The following is a 16,203-nucleotide window of genomic DNA, read 5'->3' on the forward strand; positions in this document are numbered from 1 at the left end:
AGGCGCGGGGCGAAATCTGCGCCGCGCGGGGCCGGCCCCGCGCCATCGACGGCCGCGCCGAGGTGGCGTAGACCCGGCGCGCGGCGGCGCGCGGTCCGCGCCGCCGGTTCATTCGGGTGAAGGAGTTTCGCCATGTCCCACGCCGCGCCGCAAGCCGCGTCCAGCCCTCATGCCCCCGTCCGCCGCGTCGCCGTCGTCGGTGCCGGCACCATTGGCGCAAGCTGGGCCGCCCATTTCCTGGCGCACGGGCTCGACGTGGTGGTGAGCGACCCCGCGCCCGGCGCGGCCGAGCACACCCAACACCTGATCGATGGCGCCTGGCCGGTGCTGCAGGCGCTCGGCACCGCGCAGGGCGATCCCAGGGGCTGGCGGTTCGAGCCGGACCCGGTGAAGGCGGTGGCGGGCGTCGACTTCGTGCAGGAGAACGCGCCCGAGCGCTACGAGGTCAAGCGCAAGCTGTTGCCGCTCATCGATGCCGTGTTGCCGCCGGAGGTGGTGATCGCCTCGTCGTCGTCGGGGCTGCTGGTCACGCGCTTCTCCGAGGGCTGCCGCTTTCCGGAGCGCTGCGTCATCGGCCATCCGTTCAACCCGCCCCACCTCATTCCGCTGGTGGAGGTGGTGGGCGGCAAGCACGCCAGCCGCGCCGCCATCGACCGCGCCATGGCCTTCTATGCCGCCATCGGCAAGCGCCCCATCGAGATCAAGAAGGAAGTGACAGGCCATGTCGCCAACCGCCTGCAGGCGGCGTTGTGGCGCGAGGCCATCTATCTGGTGCAGGAGGGCGTTGCCTCGGTGGCCGATATCGACGCCGCGGTGAGCGAGGGGCCGGGCCTGCGCTGGGCGCTCATGGGGCCGCACATGACCTTCAACCTGGGCGGCGGCCAGGGCGGGCTCGCCCATTTCATGGCGCATCTGCTGCCGGCGGTGGAGACCTGGTGGGCGGACCTGGGCACCCCGGTGATGACGCCGGAGCTGCAGCGCACGCTGGTGGAGGGCGTGAAGGCCGAAGCCGACGGTCGCACCATGACCGAGCTGGCCCATTGGCGCGACCAGTTGCTGACGCAGATCATCACCCTGCGCGCGGCCACCGCCGCGGATGCCGAGCGCGCGGCGGCCGATGCCCGCCTGGAGGAGGCGCTTGAGGAAACCTTCCCCGGCAGCGACCCGGTTTCGGTGACGCGCCAGCCGCCGGAGGCCGACATCGAGGGCGATCCGTCCGCCGAGCGCTGAACGGCGCGGCCCTCGCGCGGGTGGACGAAAGACGCCCCGGCCCGATGCCGCGTAACGGGCCGGGGCGCTGTGCGCCGTTCTGCTCCGGGCAGACTGCGGGATGCTTCCATGCGGTGACAGGCGAGGCGCCTCTTGGGCGGGTGCTCTCCCCGGGCGGGTGCTCCCAGCGCGGCTGCTCACCGGGCAGGCGCTGCCGGTTTCCGGTCGCCATGGGCCGGGGGAGGAAGCCGGGGCCCTGGGCCTGGGGGCTTATGTGGGGGCGCGCAAGTCCCTCCAGGCGGGCGGGCCGGCCTGGAGGGAGACGCTCTTGCGGGGCGGCGGACCGGGCCGCCCGCTGGCGCGGGGCCGGTGGCCGGCCTCAAAGCACCTGCACGCCGATGGACTTGAACAGGGCCAGGACCGGCTTTCGCGGCGCGATCTCCAGCTCCTGCCGGGAGTCCGGGGTGAGTTGCGACAGGAACAGCACATCGCCCACCGCCACCTCGACCAGGGCCATGGTCTTGTCCTCGGTCTCGCGCACGTTGCGCACGGTGCCGGAGATGATGTTGTTGGTGCTGATGCGGCTGGGGGGCTCCAGCGCCAGCGCCACCTCGTTGGCGGGAATGCGCACCCTGAGCCGGGAGCCCGGGGGCCGGTCGAGGATGGGCACCAGGATCTTCACGCCGCTGGCGTCGAGCTGGGTGAGCCAGCGCGCCTGATCGTGCCGCTCCACCGTGGCGGACAGAACCGCGCCGGCGTTGGAGCCGGTGGCGAATGGCAGGTCGGCGCGCGCCAGCACCTCGCCCACCGGACCCGCCGCCTCCACGTGGCCCTTGGACATGAGCACCAGCGTGTCGGCCAGGCGCGCCACCTCCTCGATGGAGTGGGTGACGATCATGATGGGGATGTTCATCTCGTCGTGCAGGCGGGCCAGGAACGGCATGATCTCCTGCTTGCGCGAGGCGTCCAGCGCCGCCATGGGCTCGTCCATCAGCAACAGCCGCGGCTGGCTGAGCAGGGCGCGGCCGATGGCGACGCGCTGGCGCTCGCCGCCGGAGAGGCGGCCCGGGCGCCGGTCCAGCAGGTGGCCGATGCCGAGCAGTTCCACCGCCTCGTCGAACTTCACCGGCCCCGGCGGGGCGCGGCGCATGCCGTAGCGCAGGTTGGCCACCACCGACATGTGCGGGAACAGCCGCCCGTCCTGGAACACCACGCCGATGCGCCGGTCGGCGGGGGCCTTGTCGGAGAGCACGTCGCCATCGAGGTCGATGTGGACCTCATCGGCCTTGAGCAGGCCGGAGACCGCTGACATGACCGTGGTCTTGCCGCACCCCGAGGGGCCGAACAGCGCCACCACCCCTGGCGTGGGCGCGCTGAAGGCGACATCCAGGGAGAAGTTCGGGAAGGCGTGCTTGAGCGTGACGTCGAGACTCATGGGCGCAACCGCTTTCCGACCCATTCGCCGAGCAGCAGGCCAGCCACCGCCAGCACCACAGAGACGAGGGAGAGGCGCGCCGCCGCTTCCTCGCCGCCCGGGGTCTGGAGGGCGGTGAAGATGGCGAGCGGCAGGGTCTGGGTCTGGCCGGGGACATTGGAGGCGAAGGTGATGACCGCGCCGAACTCGCCGAGGCTCGCCGCATAGGCGGTGATGGCGCCCGACACCACGCCCGGTGCCATCAGCGGCAGCGTGACGCTGAAGAAGCGGTCGACGGACTTGGCGCCGAGGGTGCTGGCGGCGTCCTCCAGGCCCCGGTCCACGGAATCCAGCGACAGGCGGATGGCCCGCACCATGAGCGGAAAGCTCATGACGGCGCAGGCGAGCGCCGCACCGTTGGCGGTGAACACCAGGCGGATGCCGAACCAGGAGTGGAGGAACTGGCCGACCGGGCCGCGGATGCCGAAGATCACCAGCAGCATCCAGCCCACCACCACCGGCGGCAGCACCAGCGGCAGGTGGACGAAAATATTGAGGGCGGTCCGGCCGGGCATGCCGGGCCACCTCAGGATCAGCGATACCAGGATCGCGATGGGAAGGCCCATGGCGACCGCTTGCGCGGCCACCACGAGGCTCAGGCGAACCGCCTGCCATTCTTCAGCGCTGAGGCCGAGGTCCATGGGATGTCTTCACCGACGGTCTGGTGCGGGTATCGTCAGTGAATCGAGAAGCCGAGCTTCTTGTAGACGGCCATGGCTTCCGGCCCCACCAGGAAGGCGAGCACGGCGCGGGCGTCGGGGCTGTCCTGGGCGGTGACGATGACGAACGGATAGGTCACCGGCTCGTGCGAGCTTTCCGGGAAGGTGCCCACCACCTTGACCCGGGTGGAAACGGCGGCGTCGGTGCCATAGACGATGCCCAGCGGGGCTTCGCCGCGTTCCACCAGCAGCATGGCGGCCCGCACGCTGTCGGCGCGGGCGAGGCGGGGGCCGATGGCGTCCCACTGGCCCAGCCAGGTCAGGGCCTGCTCGGCATAGCGGCCGACCGGAACGTGCGCCGGGTCGCCGGTGGCGAGGCGGCCGTTGGCGCCCAGCAGGGCGAGGATGTCGGTGGTCTTGGTGATCTCCACCTTAACGGCGCTGTCGCGGGGCGCGATCAGCACCAGGTCGTTGCCGAGCGGCGACACCCGCGAGGCCTTCACCAGCAGGCCGCGCTCGATGCCCCAGTCGGCCCAGCGCTCGTCGGCGGAGACGAACACGCTGGCGGTGGCGCCCTGCTCGATCTGCCGGATGAGGGTGGAGGAGGCGGCGAAATTGAATTGCAGCGGCGCGTTGCCCTTGGCCACCCACAGCTCGTTCACCTGGCGCAGCGCGTCCGACATGGAGGCAGCGGCGAACACGGTCTGGGTGGAGGTGACGGGCGCCGCGGCGGCGGGCTGCGCGGTCTGGGCGGTGGCGACGGTGGGCAGCGAAAGGGCAAGAAATACGAGGGCCGTGGAGAGAAGGCGGAGGACCATGAGGAATGTCCAAACTATATTCAGAAGGATATAGCTTAGGCGACGCGGTAGGGTGTTGCCAACCACATTTCAGGCGCACTCCGGTGAAATGCGACCATCGTCGCAGGCCGTCCGCCGCTTTGGAACGGGCTGGAGCGGCCCCCGACCCCTTCCTCTGGCGTCCCCTTTGGCCGGCCCTTCGGCAGCGCATGCGGGCGTCGGCTGTGGGCCGCGACGCCGGGGCGGTGGACGCGCCTTGCGGCGGCGTGTCAGTCTTGCTCGGCAGCTTGGCCAGGTGCCGACCCCGGCGCCGCTGGCGGCCGCATTCGCAAAAGTCTGTTGTTGTTCCAATAGGTTGTCCTGCCGTGATGCCTGCTTGCCTGCCTCGCTTCTCCCGTTCCCCCTGCCGCCGTGCGAGCGGGGGCTGGCCGTGGGCCGGCGCCGCACGGCCTGGGCGCCGGCCTGCGAGTGCCGGTCGATGACGGGGGGAGCGGGGGACGGCCTGTTTCGGGTCGAGGCGGCGCGGCCGCTGCTGGTGGCCCGTTTCGCGGCGCCCCAGCGCATGGTGTCGTGGTCCATCAACCGTCCGGGTTTCGTCACCGGCCGCGAGGTGGCCTGGCTGGAGGTGCGCAACCGCGACCTGACGCCGGACCTCGATGTGCTGGCCTGGTTCCGGGCGCGCCTGGAGGCCGCTGGCCTTGGCGCCGCGGTGGGGCTGATGACCTCGCGCAACGTGGACCATCACCACCTGGCGTGGCGTGGGGTGGAGGGGGTGGCCGCCGCCTGCCTCGTCACCCTTGGCCTCAACAATGGCGAGCGGGTGGGCGCGCGCTTCTCGCCGGCGGCGGCCGCGCACCTTGCCGGCACGGTGAACATCCTGGCCGCGGTGAGCGTTCCCCTGACCGAGGCGGCGCTTCTGGAGGCCTCCTCCGTGGTGGTGCAGGCCCGCACCCGGGCCATTCTGGAAGCGGACTTCCGCCGTGAGGGCTTGCCCGAGCCGGTCTCGGGAACCGGCACCGACTGCGTGGTCATGAGCGCCCCGGCGGCCGGCCCGGCGCAGCCCTATGCCGGCCTGCACACGGCGGTGGGGGAGGCGGTGGGGGCCGCCGCTTTGGCGGCGACCCGCGCGGCGGTGGCGGTGTGGCTGGCCGACCCGGCCCGCCTCGTCACGTAAGGCCATCGGTCCCTGGCCGGAGGCGCGTGGGGTTTCCCGCGATGGGCGGTCGCCCTGGCGCCGCGCCCGTCAGGCGAAGCGGATGTCGAGGGTGCCGACGCCCTCCACCGCCCCTTCCAGCCGGTCGCCGCGGGCGATGTGCCCCACCCCGGCCGGGGTGCCGGTGAAGATCAGGTCGCCGGGGGCGAGGCGGAACAGGGTGGACAGGGTGGCGATGATTTCCGGCACCTTCCAGATCATCTGGTTCAGGTCGCCCTGCTGCTTCAGCGCGCCGTTCACGGTGAGCGAGATGCGCCCCGCCGCCGGGTGGCCGATGCGGCTCGCGGGCACCAGGGCCGAGCAGGGCGCGCCGTCCTCGAACGCCTTGGCCGGCTCCCACGAGCGGCCCATCTTCTTCAATTCGGCCTGCAGGTCGCGGCGGGTGAGGTCGAGGCCCACCGCATAGCCGTAGACGTGGTCGAGCGCGGTGCTGGCGGGAATGTCGGTGCCGCCGGACTTGAGCGCCACCACCAGCTCGATCTCATGGTGCAGGTCGTTGGTGCCCTTGGGGTACGACGCCGTGGCGCCGGACGGCACCAGGGTGTCGGCGTTCTTCTGGAAGAAGAAGGGCGGCTCCTTGTTGGGGTCGTGCCCCATCTCGATGGCGTGGTCCGCATAATTGCGCCCGACGCAATAGATGCGGTGCACCGGGAACAGGGCGGTCTCGCCCGCCACCGCAAGGGTGGGAATGGAGGGCGGGGAAATCACGTATTCGGCCATCGCGCGGGCTCCGGGCTGGGGGCTGCCTCTGCTTAGGAGCTTCCGCGCCACGAGGAAAGGCACCGCGCCGCGCGTTCCGGCGGATTTCGCGCGCCATGACACACGCAGACAGGATGGTTATAGTCTAATACATATAACGAGTGGGCGTTGTGCCCGATGGATGTCGTCGGGGCGGCGGGTGGCCGCGCCGGCGCCGCGCCGGTTTTTTGCCTTGGAGATTGCCATGCAGTTCGGCCTTTTCTGCACCTATGAGACGCAGCGCCAGGATTATGTGTCCGCCTATGCCGAACAGACCGAGCTGGTGACCCTGGCGGAGGACCTGGGCTTCGAGGAAGCGTGGGTCGCGGAGCATCACTTCAATCCCGGCGCGGCCAGCCCGTCGTGCCTGGCGCTGCTGGCCTACCTGGCCGGGCGCACGCGGCGCATCCGGCTCGGCTCGGCGGCGGTGCTGCTGCCGTTCCGCGATCCCATCACGGTGGCGGAGGATGTGGCGAGCGTGGATATCCTCTCCGGTGGCCGCTTCAACCTCGCCGTCGCCAAGGGCGGGCCGTTCCCGGTGCAGAACAAGCATTTCCATGCCGACAAGGACACGTCCCGCGCCAAGACGCTGGAAGCGCTGACGGTCATCGAGAAACTGCTCTACGAGCCGGTGGTGACGTTCAAGGGCGAGTTCTTCGATCTCGACGGGGTCGAGCTGGTGCCCAAGCCGGTGCAGGCCCCCATTCCCACCTTCCTCGCCACCGCGACGGAAGACGCCCTGAGGCTGGCGGCGGCGTGCGGCCACGGGGTGATGGCGGCGCCGCCGTTTCCCCTCGACGCGGCGCGCCGCAGCCTCGACATTTATGGCGCGGCGGCGCCCGGGGCCGACCCCCGCTTCACGCTGATCCGCTTCTTCCATGTGGCCGACACCCGCGCGGCGGCGGAGCAGGAGGCGCGGGAGTTCCTGCGTCCGTTCGTGGAGCGGATGCAGGGCATGACCCAGCAGGCCCAGCCGGAATGGACGCCCTGGTTCACCCTCGACCGCATGGTGGCCGATTCCCTGGTGGGCACGGTGGATGATGTGATCGCCAAGCTCGGTGCCATCGCCGCCGCGCTGTCGCCGCGCGCGGTGCTGCTGAAGCCCCTGAGCCCGGCTCTCGCCAAGCGGCGGGCCGACATCGCGCTGTTTGCTTCCGCCATCCGCCCGCACTGGCGCGCCGCCGCCGGAGGACGCGGGACGGGCGGCTCGAATCGGGCCCAGCCGTGGACCGTGCCCGGGGCGGTCAGCGGGCGGCGACCCCGGTGCCCACAGGGCAGGCGACGCCGGTGCCACCGAGCCCGCAATAGCCGGCGGGATTCTTCGCCAGATATTGCTGGTGATAGCCTTCGGCGAAATAGAACGGGCCGAGCGGCGCGATCTCGGTGGTGATGGGGCCGAAGCCGCGCTCCCGCAGGGGGCGGCCATAAGCCGCCGCCATGGCGTCGGCCGCCGCCTTCTGGCTGTCCGAGGTCACATAGATGCCGGAGCGGTACTGGGTACCGATGTCATTGCCCTGGCGCATGCCCTGGGTGGGATCGTGGGCCTCGAAGAACACCTTCAGCAGGTCCTCGTAGCTCACGCGGGCGGGATCGAACACCACCAGCACCGCCTCGGTGTGGCCGGTGCGGCCGGAACAGACCTCCTCATAGGTGGGATTGGGCGTGAGGCCGGCCACGTAGCCCACCGCCGTCACCCACACTCCGGGCTGCTGCCAGAACTTGCGTTCCGCCCCCCAGAAGCAGCCGAGGGCGAAGACGGCGGTCTGGAAGCCCTCGGGATAGGGCGCGGCGAGCGGGTGCCCGCTGACGAAGTGGGTCTCGGCGGTGGCGATGGCCTCGCGGCGGCCGGGCAGGGCCTCGGCGGCGGTGGGCAGGGCGAGCGGCTTCCTGGAGAAGAACATGGCGGGGCTCCCGTGCGCGAGGGGCAGGCCGGGGGTGCCGGCGCCGCCCTGGCGCGTCGTCGCTGTGTCGCCCCCATATGGGGTGCCGCCGCCGCGAGCGGGAGGGGCGGCACCGGGGCGCGCGCCCTCGGGAATCAGCCGACCTGGAAGCGGGAGCGCTCGCGGGTCCGGCCCAGCCCCAGCAGGGCGAGGCCGGCCAGCACCAGGAGCACGGAGGCCGGCAGCGACAGCAGCGGCATCAGGCTCGGCCAGATCTGGGGGGCCGCGGCCTCCGCCCGTTCCAGGTTCTGCGGCGCCAGGGCGAGCCAGGCCTCGCCGACCGTGATGAACACCAGCCGCGAGGCCGCGATGGACCGGGTGCCATCGACGATGAGGGCGACGAAGCCGCCGGCCACCAGCCAGAAGCCGATGAAACGAAAAAAGAATCGGATCATGCGCACAATGGCCGCCACACCTGCGGGAGGATGACGCGGCAAGCCCGACGCCCGCCGGACCCCCGGAGGGCCCGGCGGCACCCCGATGCTAGCCCCACCGGGCCGGCGCGAAAAGGGCACCGAGCCTGTCATCTGAAAATGACGTGACCGGCAATGGGCCGCAAGCCCCTTGAAGGACGCGGCGCGGTTTGCTTCCATTCACCCATGAGCACGCTCGAGATCGAAATCCGCAGAGCGAAGCCCGCCGATGCCCTGGCGATCTCGGCGGTTCACGACGCTTCCTGGCGCGCCGCCTATCGCGGCCTCATTCCCGGCCTGGAGCTGGAGCGGATGGTGGAGCGGCGCGGCCCGCGCTGGTGGGACGCCGCCATCCGACGGGGCAGCCGCCTGCACGTCCTGAAGGTGGGCGAGGAACTGGCCGGCTATGTGAATTACGGCGGCAATCGCGCCAAGGCGCTGCCCTATGGCGGGGAGATCTACGAGATCTACCTGCACCCCCAGTTCCAGGGGTTGGGCTTCGGCCACCGTCTGTTCGCGGCGGCCCGCAGCGATCTGGCGCTGGCGCGCCTGGGCGGGCTGGTGGTGTGGGCGCTGGCGGAGAATGAAGGGGCGGTGGGCTTCTACACCGCCTTGGGGGGGCAACCGGTCGCATCGTCCAGCGAGCGGTTCGGCACGAAAACGCTGGACAAGATCGCCTTCGCTTGGCAGCGGTAGCGCCCGCGCGGGCTCACCCTGCGCGATCCGTAGCTGGAAGCGAGACTGACATGCGCATCGAAGCCATCCCAATTGGCAAGAAGGCCCCGGAGGAAGTCAACGTCATCATCGAAGTCGCGATCGGCGGCGAGCCGATCAAGTACGAGATGGACAAGGAATCCGGCGCCCTGTTCGTGGACCGCTTCCTTTATACCTCCATGCGCTATCCGGGGAATTACGGCTTTATTCCCCACACCCTTTCCGGTGACGGTGATCCGGCCGACGTTCTCGTCTGCAACACCCGCGCCCTGGTCCCGGGCTCGGTCATCGCCGTGCGTCCGGTGGGCGTGCTGGTGATGGAGGATGAAGGCGGCCAGGACGAGAAGATCGTCGCGGTGCCGGTCTCCAAGCTCACCAAGCGCTATGAGAACGTGCACGAATACACCGACCTGCCGGAGATCCTGCTCAAGCAGATCGAGCACTTCTTCGAGCACTACAAGGACCTTGAGCCCAACAAGTGGGTGAAGGTGATCCGCTGGGCCGGCAAGGACGAGGCCCAGAAGCTGATCTCCGAGGCCATCGAGCGCGCCAAGGCCAAGTGAGGCCAGATGGCCAAGTGAGGCCAGATCGCCAAGTGAGGCCAGATGAGGCTGAGCGGGCCCAGGTGAGGTGAGGCCAAGGCCTGGTGAGGCCAAGGCCAGTTGATCCCGGCGCGGGGCCGGGCGACCCTTTGGGTCGGGTGGCCTCGACGCTGGATCGGCCGCGCCGCGTCCAGTGGCGTGGAGCCGGATTCGCGCGCGCAGTGGCGCGATCGTGCCGTCCCGAGGCCGGACGGGCCGGGGCGTTGTCGCTGGCCCGGTGTGAGCGGGGCGGCTTGGCGGATATCGCCCCGGGCGCGGCGGGTCCGCAAGGGCCGTGCTCCGGCGGACGGCCGCACGCGCGGGTGACGGCCGCTCGGCCGCGCCGGGCCGGATATTGACAGAGCCACCGAACCAACCCATCCGGCTGTCCGACAAAAGTCGGAGATTCTGCATGTCCGAGGTGGAAAAAGGTCCTGCGCGCAATGGGCGCGCCGCGCCCCTGGTGGTTGTGACGGGCGGCGCCAGCGGTATCGGCGCGGCCTGCGCGCGACGGTTCGCGCATGAGGGGTATCGCGTCGCGGTCCTGGACCGGGCGCTGGACCGGGCCGAGGTGGTCGCGGGGGAGGTGGGCGGCCGCGCGTTCGCCGCCGACGTGGGCGATGCCGCCGGTCTTGAGGCCTGCGCCGCCGCCATCGAGGCGGACTATGGCCCGGTGGAGGTGCTGGTGAACAGCGCCGGTGTGCTCCAGCCGCCGGAACGCCCGCACGATCTCGGCCTGGCCAAATGGGACGAAGTGATCCGCATCGACCAGCGCGGCACCTATGTGGCGGCGCTCGCCTTCGCGCGGGCCATGCTGGCGCGGCGGCGGGGCGCCATCGTCAACATCGCCTCCATCACCGGCCTGCGGTCGGTGCCATTGCACGCCTATGGGCCGGCGAAGGCGGCGGTGATCGCCATGACCGAGGATCTCGCGGCGGAATGGGGCCCGGCCGGCGTGCGGGTGAACGCGGTGTCGCCGGGCTACACCCTGACGCCGGCGCTGCGGGAGGCCATCGCCCGTGGTGAGCGGGATGTCTCCATGCTGGCGGGCAATGCGGCACTGCAACGGCTGGTGGAGCCCGACGAGGTGGCACGGGCGGTGGTCTTCCTGGCGGGGGAAGGGGCCTCCGGCATCACCGGGGTCAACCTGCCGGTGGATTGCGGCTGGCTGGTCGCAACCTCCTGGAGCACCTATGGCGGGCTGCGCCTGCCGTGAGGCCGGAGGTGGCGGCACGACAGCGCCGCATGCAGATCTGCCGCTCTGGAAACGCATTGAAAGTTCAATGGCGGCTACCTGGGATTCAATGCTATACACGCAAATAGATGGTATGATTTAGCTATTTAGAAAAGCCAATATAAAATCTAATGAGGGGACCGGACACGCGCCACGCCCATCGGGGGTGCGTGCCGGTTCCCAACCGTCGCGGCCTGATGCCGCCACGGTTGGGCGTGGCCCATCGGGTGCGGGGCGGCGGAGCTGGGTCTGCGTGCCGCAGCGGGCCGCGCAAGCTCCAGCTCGTTTTCGTCTCGCAGATCCGGATGCAGGCCGCGTTACACTTTCGCTGGATTTGCTCTAACGCAAGGATCCCGGGCCGCACCGCGTCGCGGCGGCGGGCGTGGGTCTGGGGGGAGTGCCCGAACCATGTCGCAGAAGCCCGCCAAGGGCCGCAAGGCCCTGCCGCTCACGGTCTCGCGCCCGGCCCTCCTGGTGGACGGCTCGGACGTCGTCTTTCGTGACCTGCTGCATGACATGCTGGCATTCGCCGCGGTGATCGAGGAGGTGCGGGACCGGCTTGGCGGGCTCATCGGCCTGTCGGGTACCCAGTACACCATCCTGACGTCCATCGCCCGTCTGAGTGCGCGGGTTCCCAACCTCGGCGTGAACCAGCTGGCGGAGCACCTGCACCTGTCCGGCGCCTTCATCACGCTGGAGGTCAACAAGCTGGTGACGGCGGGCCTGGTGATCAAGGCGGTCAATCCGGAGGATCGCCGCCGGGTGGTGCTGACGGTGACGCCGGAGGCCGAGCGCCGCCTCACCGAGCTGGCGCGGGTCCAGGTTCCGGCCAACGATTCCCTGTTCGAGCCGTTGTCCGCTCAGGAGTTCAAGGCGCTGCGGAGCGTCATCGCCAAGCTCGCCGGCCCCGGCGACCGGGCGGTGCGGCTCATCACCTATCTTGCCCCCACCGGCCAGCTCGACGAGGTCCCGCGCGACGTGCGCGCGCCGGTGTGAGGCGGCGGATGCGCCGGCCACGGCGCGGCATCAGGGGCCGGGTGGGTCAGCGGGCGGCAAGCGGGTGCTGGGCGCCGCGCGCGCGGGCCAGCGCCTCTTCCGGACGCGGCGTGCCGGTGACGGCGCGGCGGATGGCCTCCCGCGTGGCCTCGTAATTGAAGCTCTGGATCTTGGCGTCGTCATCGGCATCCCAATGGATGAACACGCCGACGCAGATGAAGATGTCGTCCGCCTCCTCCAGGGGAATGATGCCCTCGGCGACGCTGTCGGTGACCGCCTTGGCCACGGCGTGCTGGGCCGGGCCGAACATCTGCACCGCCTGCCGGGCGTCCTTGATGGTCACCTTGTTGAACAGCACGGTGCTGGGCTTGGCCATCAGGTTCGGCTCCACCACCGCGAGCAGGGTGGTGAAGCCATCCTTGTTGTTGGTGAGGGCATTTACGAAGGCGTATTCGGCGGATGAGCCGCGCGGGCCCATGATGAGGTCGATGTGAGCCACCTCGTTGCCGTCGCCCACCAGGGCCTCGCCCACCAGCAGCCGGTCGATCTTCGCCATGAACAGTCTCCGCCAACGCCACGGGGAGGACGGGCGTCGCTCCGCACTGCCTCCGCGATTCCCATATGCCTGCAGTTCGCACAGGTTCGCGCCGATCTCAATAAGCCATTGATAGAGCGTAGTTTAAGCGCTCGATCTCAAGACCGCATCGGGTGCCGCGCGCGGCCTCGCTAGCGGACCGCGATCGGCAGGTTGCCGGTGGCGGCGGCGCCCCGGCCGTCGCGCACGGTGACGAACACGCGGTAGGTGCCCGGCGGCAGCGGGCCGATCCGCACCGCGTTCACCGACGGCTCGTGCACCGCCTCGGGAAAGCTCTGGGGCACCGGCTCGGCATCGCCGCCGATGCTGGGCGCCGTGGTCTCGGCCATCACCTGCCACTCCACCTTCAGGGGGTCGCCGTCCGGGTCGGTGGCGGCCACCCGCAGCACGGTGCTGCCGTTGCGGGGGAGCACCGCCGGCCCGTCCAGGCGCAGGGAGAGGATGCGGGGGGCGTGGTTGTCGCCGCCGGGCGGGGTGCCGTCCCACTGGTCGGCCATCACCTCCACGGTCTCGGTCCATTCGCCGGTGGGCAGCAGCAAAGAGTACCAGGTGGGGGTCACTTCCTGCTTCTGGCCCCACAGGAAGACGATGGTGCCGATGCCGGCATGGTTGGCGCTGGTCAGGTAGCGCCGCATCTGGTCGGCCTTGGCCGAGGAGGTGGGCTCGAAGCGGGCGCCCCACGGCGTCTTGGGCGCCTCCCAATGGCCGAGCGCGCCCATCTCGGTCAGCACCACCGGGCCGCTCCAGCCCTGCGCCCGGGCCCGGGCCACGGAGGTGAGCAGGCCGTCGCCATAGCCGTTGACGCCGAGCACGTCGATGGACGGGGCCTGCGCCTTCAACTGCCTGGCCTTGTCGGTGCCCACCTCGGCCACCACCGCCAGGGTGGGGTGGCTGGGGTCCAGGGTCTTCACCAGCCGGGCGGCCTCCTCGATGGCCGGCCAGACCACCGCCTGGGCCTCGGCGGGCGGCAATTCCACCTCCACCTCGTTGCCGATGCCCCACATCAGCAGGGCCGGATGGTTGCGGTAGCGTTCCACCATGTGGCGCAGGGTTTCCAGCTGCGCCTCCACCGCCGCGCGATTGCGATAGTCGAAGCCGACGCGGGGGTGGCCCATCCAGAAGCCGACGATCACCTTCAGCCCGGCCCGCTGGGCGGCGTCGAGAATTTCGCCCGGCTCCTGGCCGTAGGTGCGCACCACGTTGGCGCCGATGGCCTTCAGCTCGGCGAGGCGGGTTTCGCCGCTGGCGCCGTTGGGCACGAACGGGCGGCCGTCCAGCAGGATCTCGCTGCCGCGCACGGAGACCTGAGAGGCCTTTGCCCGCGCGGTCCATGCGGCGGGCCCGGCGATGGTGACGACAAGGCTGAGGGCGAGAGAACCGAAGGCACGCACGAAGGACCGCTCCTGAGCCGGCGCCCCGGCGGGGGGCGCGAACGCATACCGCAGCTCATTGCGGCGCACCAGAAATCTTGCCTGCGTGCGGCGCCGACATCAATGGGGCGCGCCGGGTCCGTCCCGCGCCGCATTTTCTTCGCGCGCGCCGGCATTTCTGGCCCCGGCCGGTATCCACGTCGCCGGAAAATGCTCTAAAGGAGGGGCCGCGCCACCGAGGCCCCGCCGCCGTCATGTTCGTGCTCGCCCATCTTTCCGATCCGCACCTTGGCCCCATTCCCGAGGCCCGTCTGTCCGAGCTTCTCGGCAAGCGCTTCTTCGGCATGATGAACTGGATCGGCGCGCGCCGGCGCAATTTCGGCGCCTCCACCCTGGGGCCGCTGGTGGACGACCTGCAGGCGCAGGCGCCGGATCACATCTGCGTCACCGGCGATCTCGTCAACGTGAGCCTGCCGGCGGAGTTCGACACCGGCGCCACCTTCCTGTCCGCCCTCGGCGCGGCGGACAGGGTGAGCGTGGTGCCGGGGAACCACGACGCCTATGTGCGCTCCGCCATGCATTATCACCTGGAGCATTGGGCGCCGTTCCTCTCGGGCGACGATACCCATCCCCACACGCCGGTGGACGTGGACGCCTTTCCCTATGTGCGCCGGCGCGGGCCGGTGGCGCTGGTGGGGGTGTCCACGGCGGTGCCGACGGCGGTGTTCCTGGCCAGCGGCGAGGCGGGCAGGGGCCAGCTCGCCCGGCTGCGGGCGCTGCTGTCGCGGCTGAAGGCCGAAGGGCTGTTCCGGGTGGTGATGATCCACCATCCGCCGGTGGGCACGCGGCCGTTCCATCGCGATCTCAAGGACGCCGCAGCGGTGCGGGCGGTGCTGGCGGAGGCGGGTGCCGAGCTGGTGCTGCATGGCCACGATCATCGCCAGTCCCTCGGCGCGGTGGCGGTCGGGGATGGCGGGTCGATTCCGGTGGTGGGCGTGCCCTCGGCCTCGGCCGGGCCAGACGACGAGCGTGGGGCCGGTGCCTATGCGCTCTATCGCATCTCCGGCGGGCCCGGCGCATGGCGCTGCGAGATGGAGCGGCGCGGGTATGCACCCACCCAGGCGACAGTCGGGACGCGTGAAACGCAAGTTCTCTGGCCGCGTGCCGCGGTGTCATGAAGCTGTGGCGAAAACAAGATCTTCCGCGCGGACGTGAGTCGAATGTACTTCCTGCGCGTAGCACATTGGACGAATGGATAATTACCGAAGTTTAAGTTGAGCTGGAGCGCGTCGAGGGCCATGCTGCGGCCATCCTTTAAGGAGGATGTCCATGAAGAAAGCCGTTATCGCCGCCGCCACCGCCGCGCTCATCGCCGGTTCGGCCATCGCCCATGCCGCCGGTCCCGCCGATGTCGCCGCCCCTTCGGGCGCGCAGACGGCGGCGCCGCAGGCGGCTGCCCCGTCCGCGACGCCCCAGGGCGGCCCACAGAAGGATGCGGCTCAGCTCGACACCCGGATCGCCGCCCTCAAGGATGGGCTGAAGCTGACGCCGGACCAGGAGAAGCTGTGGCCGGCGTTTGAAACCGCCCTGCGGGGCGTGGTGCAGGAGCGCACGACCCGCGTCGCCGATCGCCGTGCCGAGCGTCAGGCCGCCCAGCCGGGCGAGCGCCGCGAGCGTCCGGACCCGGTGACGCGCATGCGCGCCGCCGCCGATCGCCTGACCGCCAACGCCGGAGAGCTGCGCACCCTGGCCGATGCGCTCGATCCGCTCTACAAGAGCTTCGACGCGGCCCAGAAGAAGCGTTTCGAGGAGAGCGTGCGCAAGGATCTGGGCAGCTTCTTCGGCATGTCCCATCCGCCGCGTGGCGACCGTCCACGCCGCGGCTGAGTGATCCGCACCGCAGCGGACCCCCTTCGCGCGCGCCGCGGGCCAGGGGGCACGCCCGGCCTGCGCCGGGGCGGTGCGGGAGCGTTGGGCTGGAGGCGAACCGGCTCTGCGCCGATGCGCGGCCGGGTCGCCGGAAGGCTGCCGGGTGGCGGAAGGCTGCCGGGTGGCGCCTGGGGTTGACGTTCCAGGCCGCCGCTTTCGGGCGGCTTCCGGTTTCCGCACGGCCGCCCGGACATGTCGGGGCAGGCGGGCGGCGGAGGCGCGATCCATGAACACCTCTCATGGATCGCTTTTCCATTATTGATTTTTCACAGCGACGACTTGGGCATTAACATGGCCGGGAAGCGCCGTCCGCCGTTCGGGCGCGCACAGAGAGTTCGGTC

General features: G+C 70.6%; 16 protein-coding genes and 1 pseudogene. 9 read left to right on the forward strand and 8 right to left on the reverse strand.

The annotated features are described in order from the left end of the window. The first annotated feature begins 132 nt into the window (after positions 1–132). A complete protein-coding gene (locus tag V5F53_RS20140; protein ID WP_393995437.1) occupies positions 133–1,230 on the forward strand; it encodes a 3-hydroxyacyl-CoA dehydrogenase NAD-binding domain-containing protein in 1,098 nt (365 codons plus the stop codon). A gap of 358 nt (positions 1,231–1,588) precedes the next feature. On the opposite strand, the gene modC is transcribed toward V5F53_RS20140, so the two are convergent. The 3 genes from modC to modA are packed head-to-tail and all read right to left on the reverse strand — an operon-like array spanning position 1,589 to position 4,160. Further along, positions 1,589–2,644 carry a molybdenum ABC transporter ATP-binding protein gene (gene modC, locus V5F53_RS20145; protein ID WP_393995438.1) on the reverse strand — a complete coding sequence of 352 codons (1,056 nt, stop codon included), beginning with the start codon at positions 2,642–2,644 and terminating at the stop codon, positions 1,589–1,591. Beyond that, complete coding sequence (gene modB, locus V5F53_RS20150) at positions 2,641–3,324, reverse strand: molybdate ABC transporter permease subunit (protein WP_393995439.1); 684 nt, start codon at positions 3,322–3,324, stop codon at positions 2,641–2,643. Before modB ends, modC begins: the two co-directional genes overlap by 4 nt. 35 nt (positions 3,325–3,359) lie before the next feature. After that, positions 3,360–4,160, reverse strand: coding sequence for a molybdate ABC transporter substrate-binding protein (gene modA, locus V5F53_RS20155; protein ID WP_393995440.1), 801 nt, complete (start codon positions 4,158–4,160; stop codon positions 3,360–3,362). 457 nt (positions 4,161–4,617) lie between these two features. Between modA and V5F53_RS20160 the strand changes: the two genes are divergently transcribed. After that, on the forward strand, positions 4,618–5,313 hold the full coding sequence (locus V5F53_RS20160; protein ID WP_393995441.1) for an adenosylcobinamide amidohydrolase: 696 nt from the start codon (positions 4,618–4,620) through the stop codon (positions 5,311–5,313). Between the two features lie 69 nt (positions 5,314–5,382). Here the strand turns inward: V5F53_RS20160 and V5F53_RS20165 are convergent, their stop codons facing one another. Then, entirely contained in the window at positions 5,383–6,072 is a 690-nt protein-coding gene (locus tag V5F53_RS20165) for a fumarylacetoacetate hydrolase family protein (RefSeq protein ID WP_393995442.1), read from the reverse strand. Between the two features lie 223 nt (positions 6,073–6,295). Between V5F53_RS20165 and V5F53_RS20170 the strand changes: the two are divergent. Next, a pseudogene (locus tag V5F53_RS20170) lies at positions 6,296–7,099 on the forward strand (LLM class flavin-dependent oxidoreductase); the annotation flags it as partial. A 235-nt stretch (positions 7,100–7,334) separates the two neighbouring features. On the opposite strand, the gene msrA reads toward V5F53_RS20170, so the two are convergent. Beyond that, positions 7,335–7,991: a peptide-methionine (S)-S-oxide reductase MsrA gene (msrA, locus tag V5F53_RS20175; RefSeq protein ID WP_393995443.1), complete on the reverse strand. Its 657-nt coding sequence runs from the start codon at positions 7,989–7,991 to the stop codon at positions 7,335–7,337. A gap of 134 nt (positions 7,992–8,125) precedes the next feature. Beyond that, complete coding sequence (locus tag V5F53_RS20180; protein WP_393995444.1) at positions 8,126–8,425, reverse strand: hypothetical protein; 300 nt, start codon at positions 8,423–8,425, stop codon at positions 8,126–8,128. Positions 8,426–8,629: 204 nt separating this feature from the next. Between V5F53_RS20180 and V5F53_RS20185 the strand changes: the two genes are divergently transcribed. From V5F53_RS20185 to V5F53_RS20200, 4 genes are all read left to right on the forward strand, one after another. Continuing rightward, entirely contained in the window at positions 8,630–9,139 is a 510-nt protein-coding gene (locus V5F53_RS20185) for a GNAT family N-acetyltransferase (RefSeq protein WP_393995445.1), read from the forward strand. Between the two features lie 50 nt (positions 9,140–9,189). Next, positions 9,190–9,720: an inorganic diphosphatase gene (gene ppa, locus V5F53_RS20190; protein WP_393995446.1), complete on the forward strand. Its 531-nt coding sequence runs from the start codon at positions 9,190–9,192 to the stop codon at positions 9,718–9,720. Positions 9,721–10,150: 430 nt separating this feature from the next. Next, complete coding sequence (locus tag V5F53_RS20195; RefSeq protein ID WP_393995447.1) at positions 10,151–10,954, forward strand: SDR family NAD(P)-dependent oxidoreductase; 804 nt, start codon at positions 10,151–10,153, stop codon at positions 10,952–10,954. Positions 10,955–11,380: 426 nt separating this feature from the next. Continuing rightward, positions 11,381–11,968: a MarR family winged helix-turn-helix transcriptional regulator gene (locus V5F53_RS20200; RefSeq protein WP_393995448.1), complete on the forward strand. Its 588-nt coding sequence runs from the start codon at positions 11,381–11,383 to the stop codon at positions 11,966–11,968. 46 nt (positions 11,969–12,014) lie between these two features. Here the strand turns inward: V5F53_RS20200 and fae are convergent, their stop codons facing one another. Together fae and V5F53_RS20210 are read right to left on the reverse strand one after the other, a co-directional pair. After that, positions 12,015–12,524, reverse strand: a complete 510-nt coding sequence (gene fae, locus V5F53_RS20205) for a formaldehyde-activating enzyme (protein WP_393995449.1) — start codon at positions 12,522–12,524, stop codon at positions 12,015–12,017. Positions 12,525–12,694: 170 nt separating this feature from the next. Next, complete coding sequence (locus tag V5F53_RS20210) at positions 12,695–13,954, reverse strand: glycoside hydrolase family 2 TIM barrel-domain containing protein (RefSeq protein WP_393995450.1); 1,260 nt, start codon at positions 13,952–13,954, stop codon at positions 12,695–12,697. Positions 13,955–14,187: 233 nt separating this feature from the next. Between V5F53_RS20210 and V5F53_RS20215 the strand changes: the two genes are divergently transcribed. Together V5F53_RS20215 and V5F53_RS20220 are read left to right on the forward strand one after the other, a co-directional pair. Then, positions 14,188–15,111, forward strand: coding sequence for a metallophosphoesterase family protein (locus tag V5F53_RS20215; protein ID WP_393995451.1), 924 nt, complete (start codon positions 14,188–14,190; stop codon positions 15,109–15,111). 151 nt (positions 15,112–15,262) lie between these two features. Then, positions 15,263–15,820: a Spy/CpxP family protein refolding chaperone gene (locus V5F53_RS20220; protein WP_393995452.1), complete on the forward strand. Its 558-nt coding sequence runs from the start codon at positions 15,263–15,265 to the stop codon at positions 15,818–15,820. Positions 15,821–16,203 lie beyond the last annotated feature (383 nt).

The organism is Xanthobacter cornucopiae, assembly GCF_043195065.2.
Taxonomy (GTDB): domain Bacteria; phylum Pseudomonadota; class Alphaproteobacteria; order Rhizobiales; family Xanthobacteraceae; genus Xanthobacter.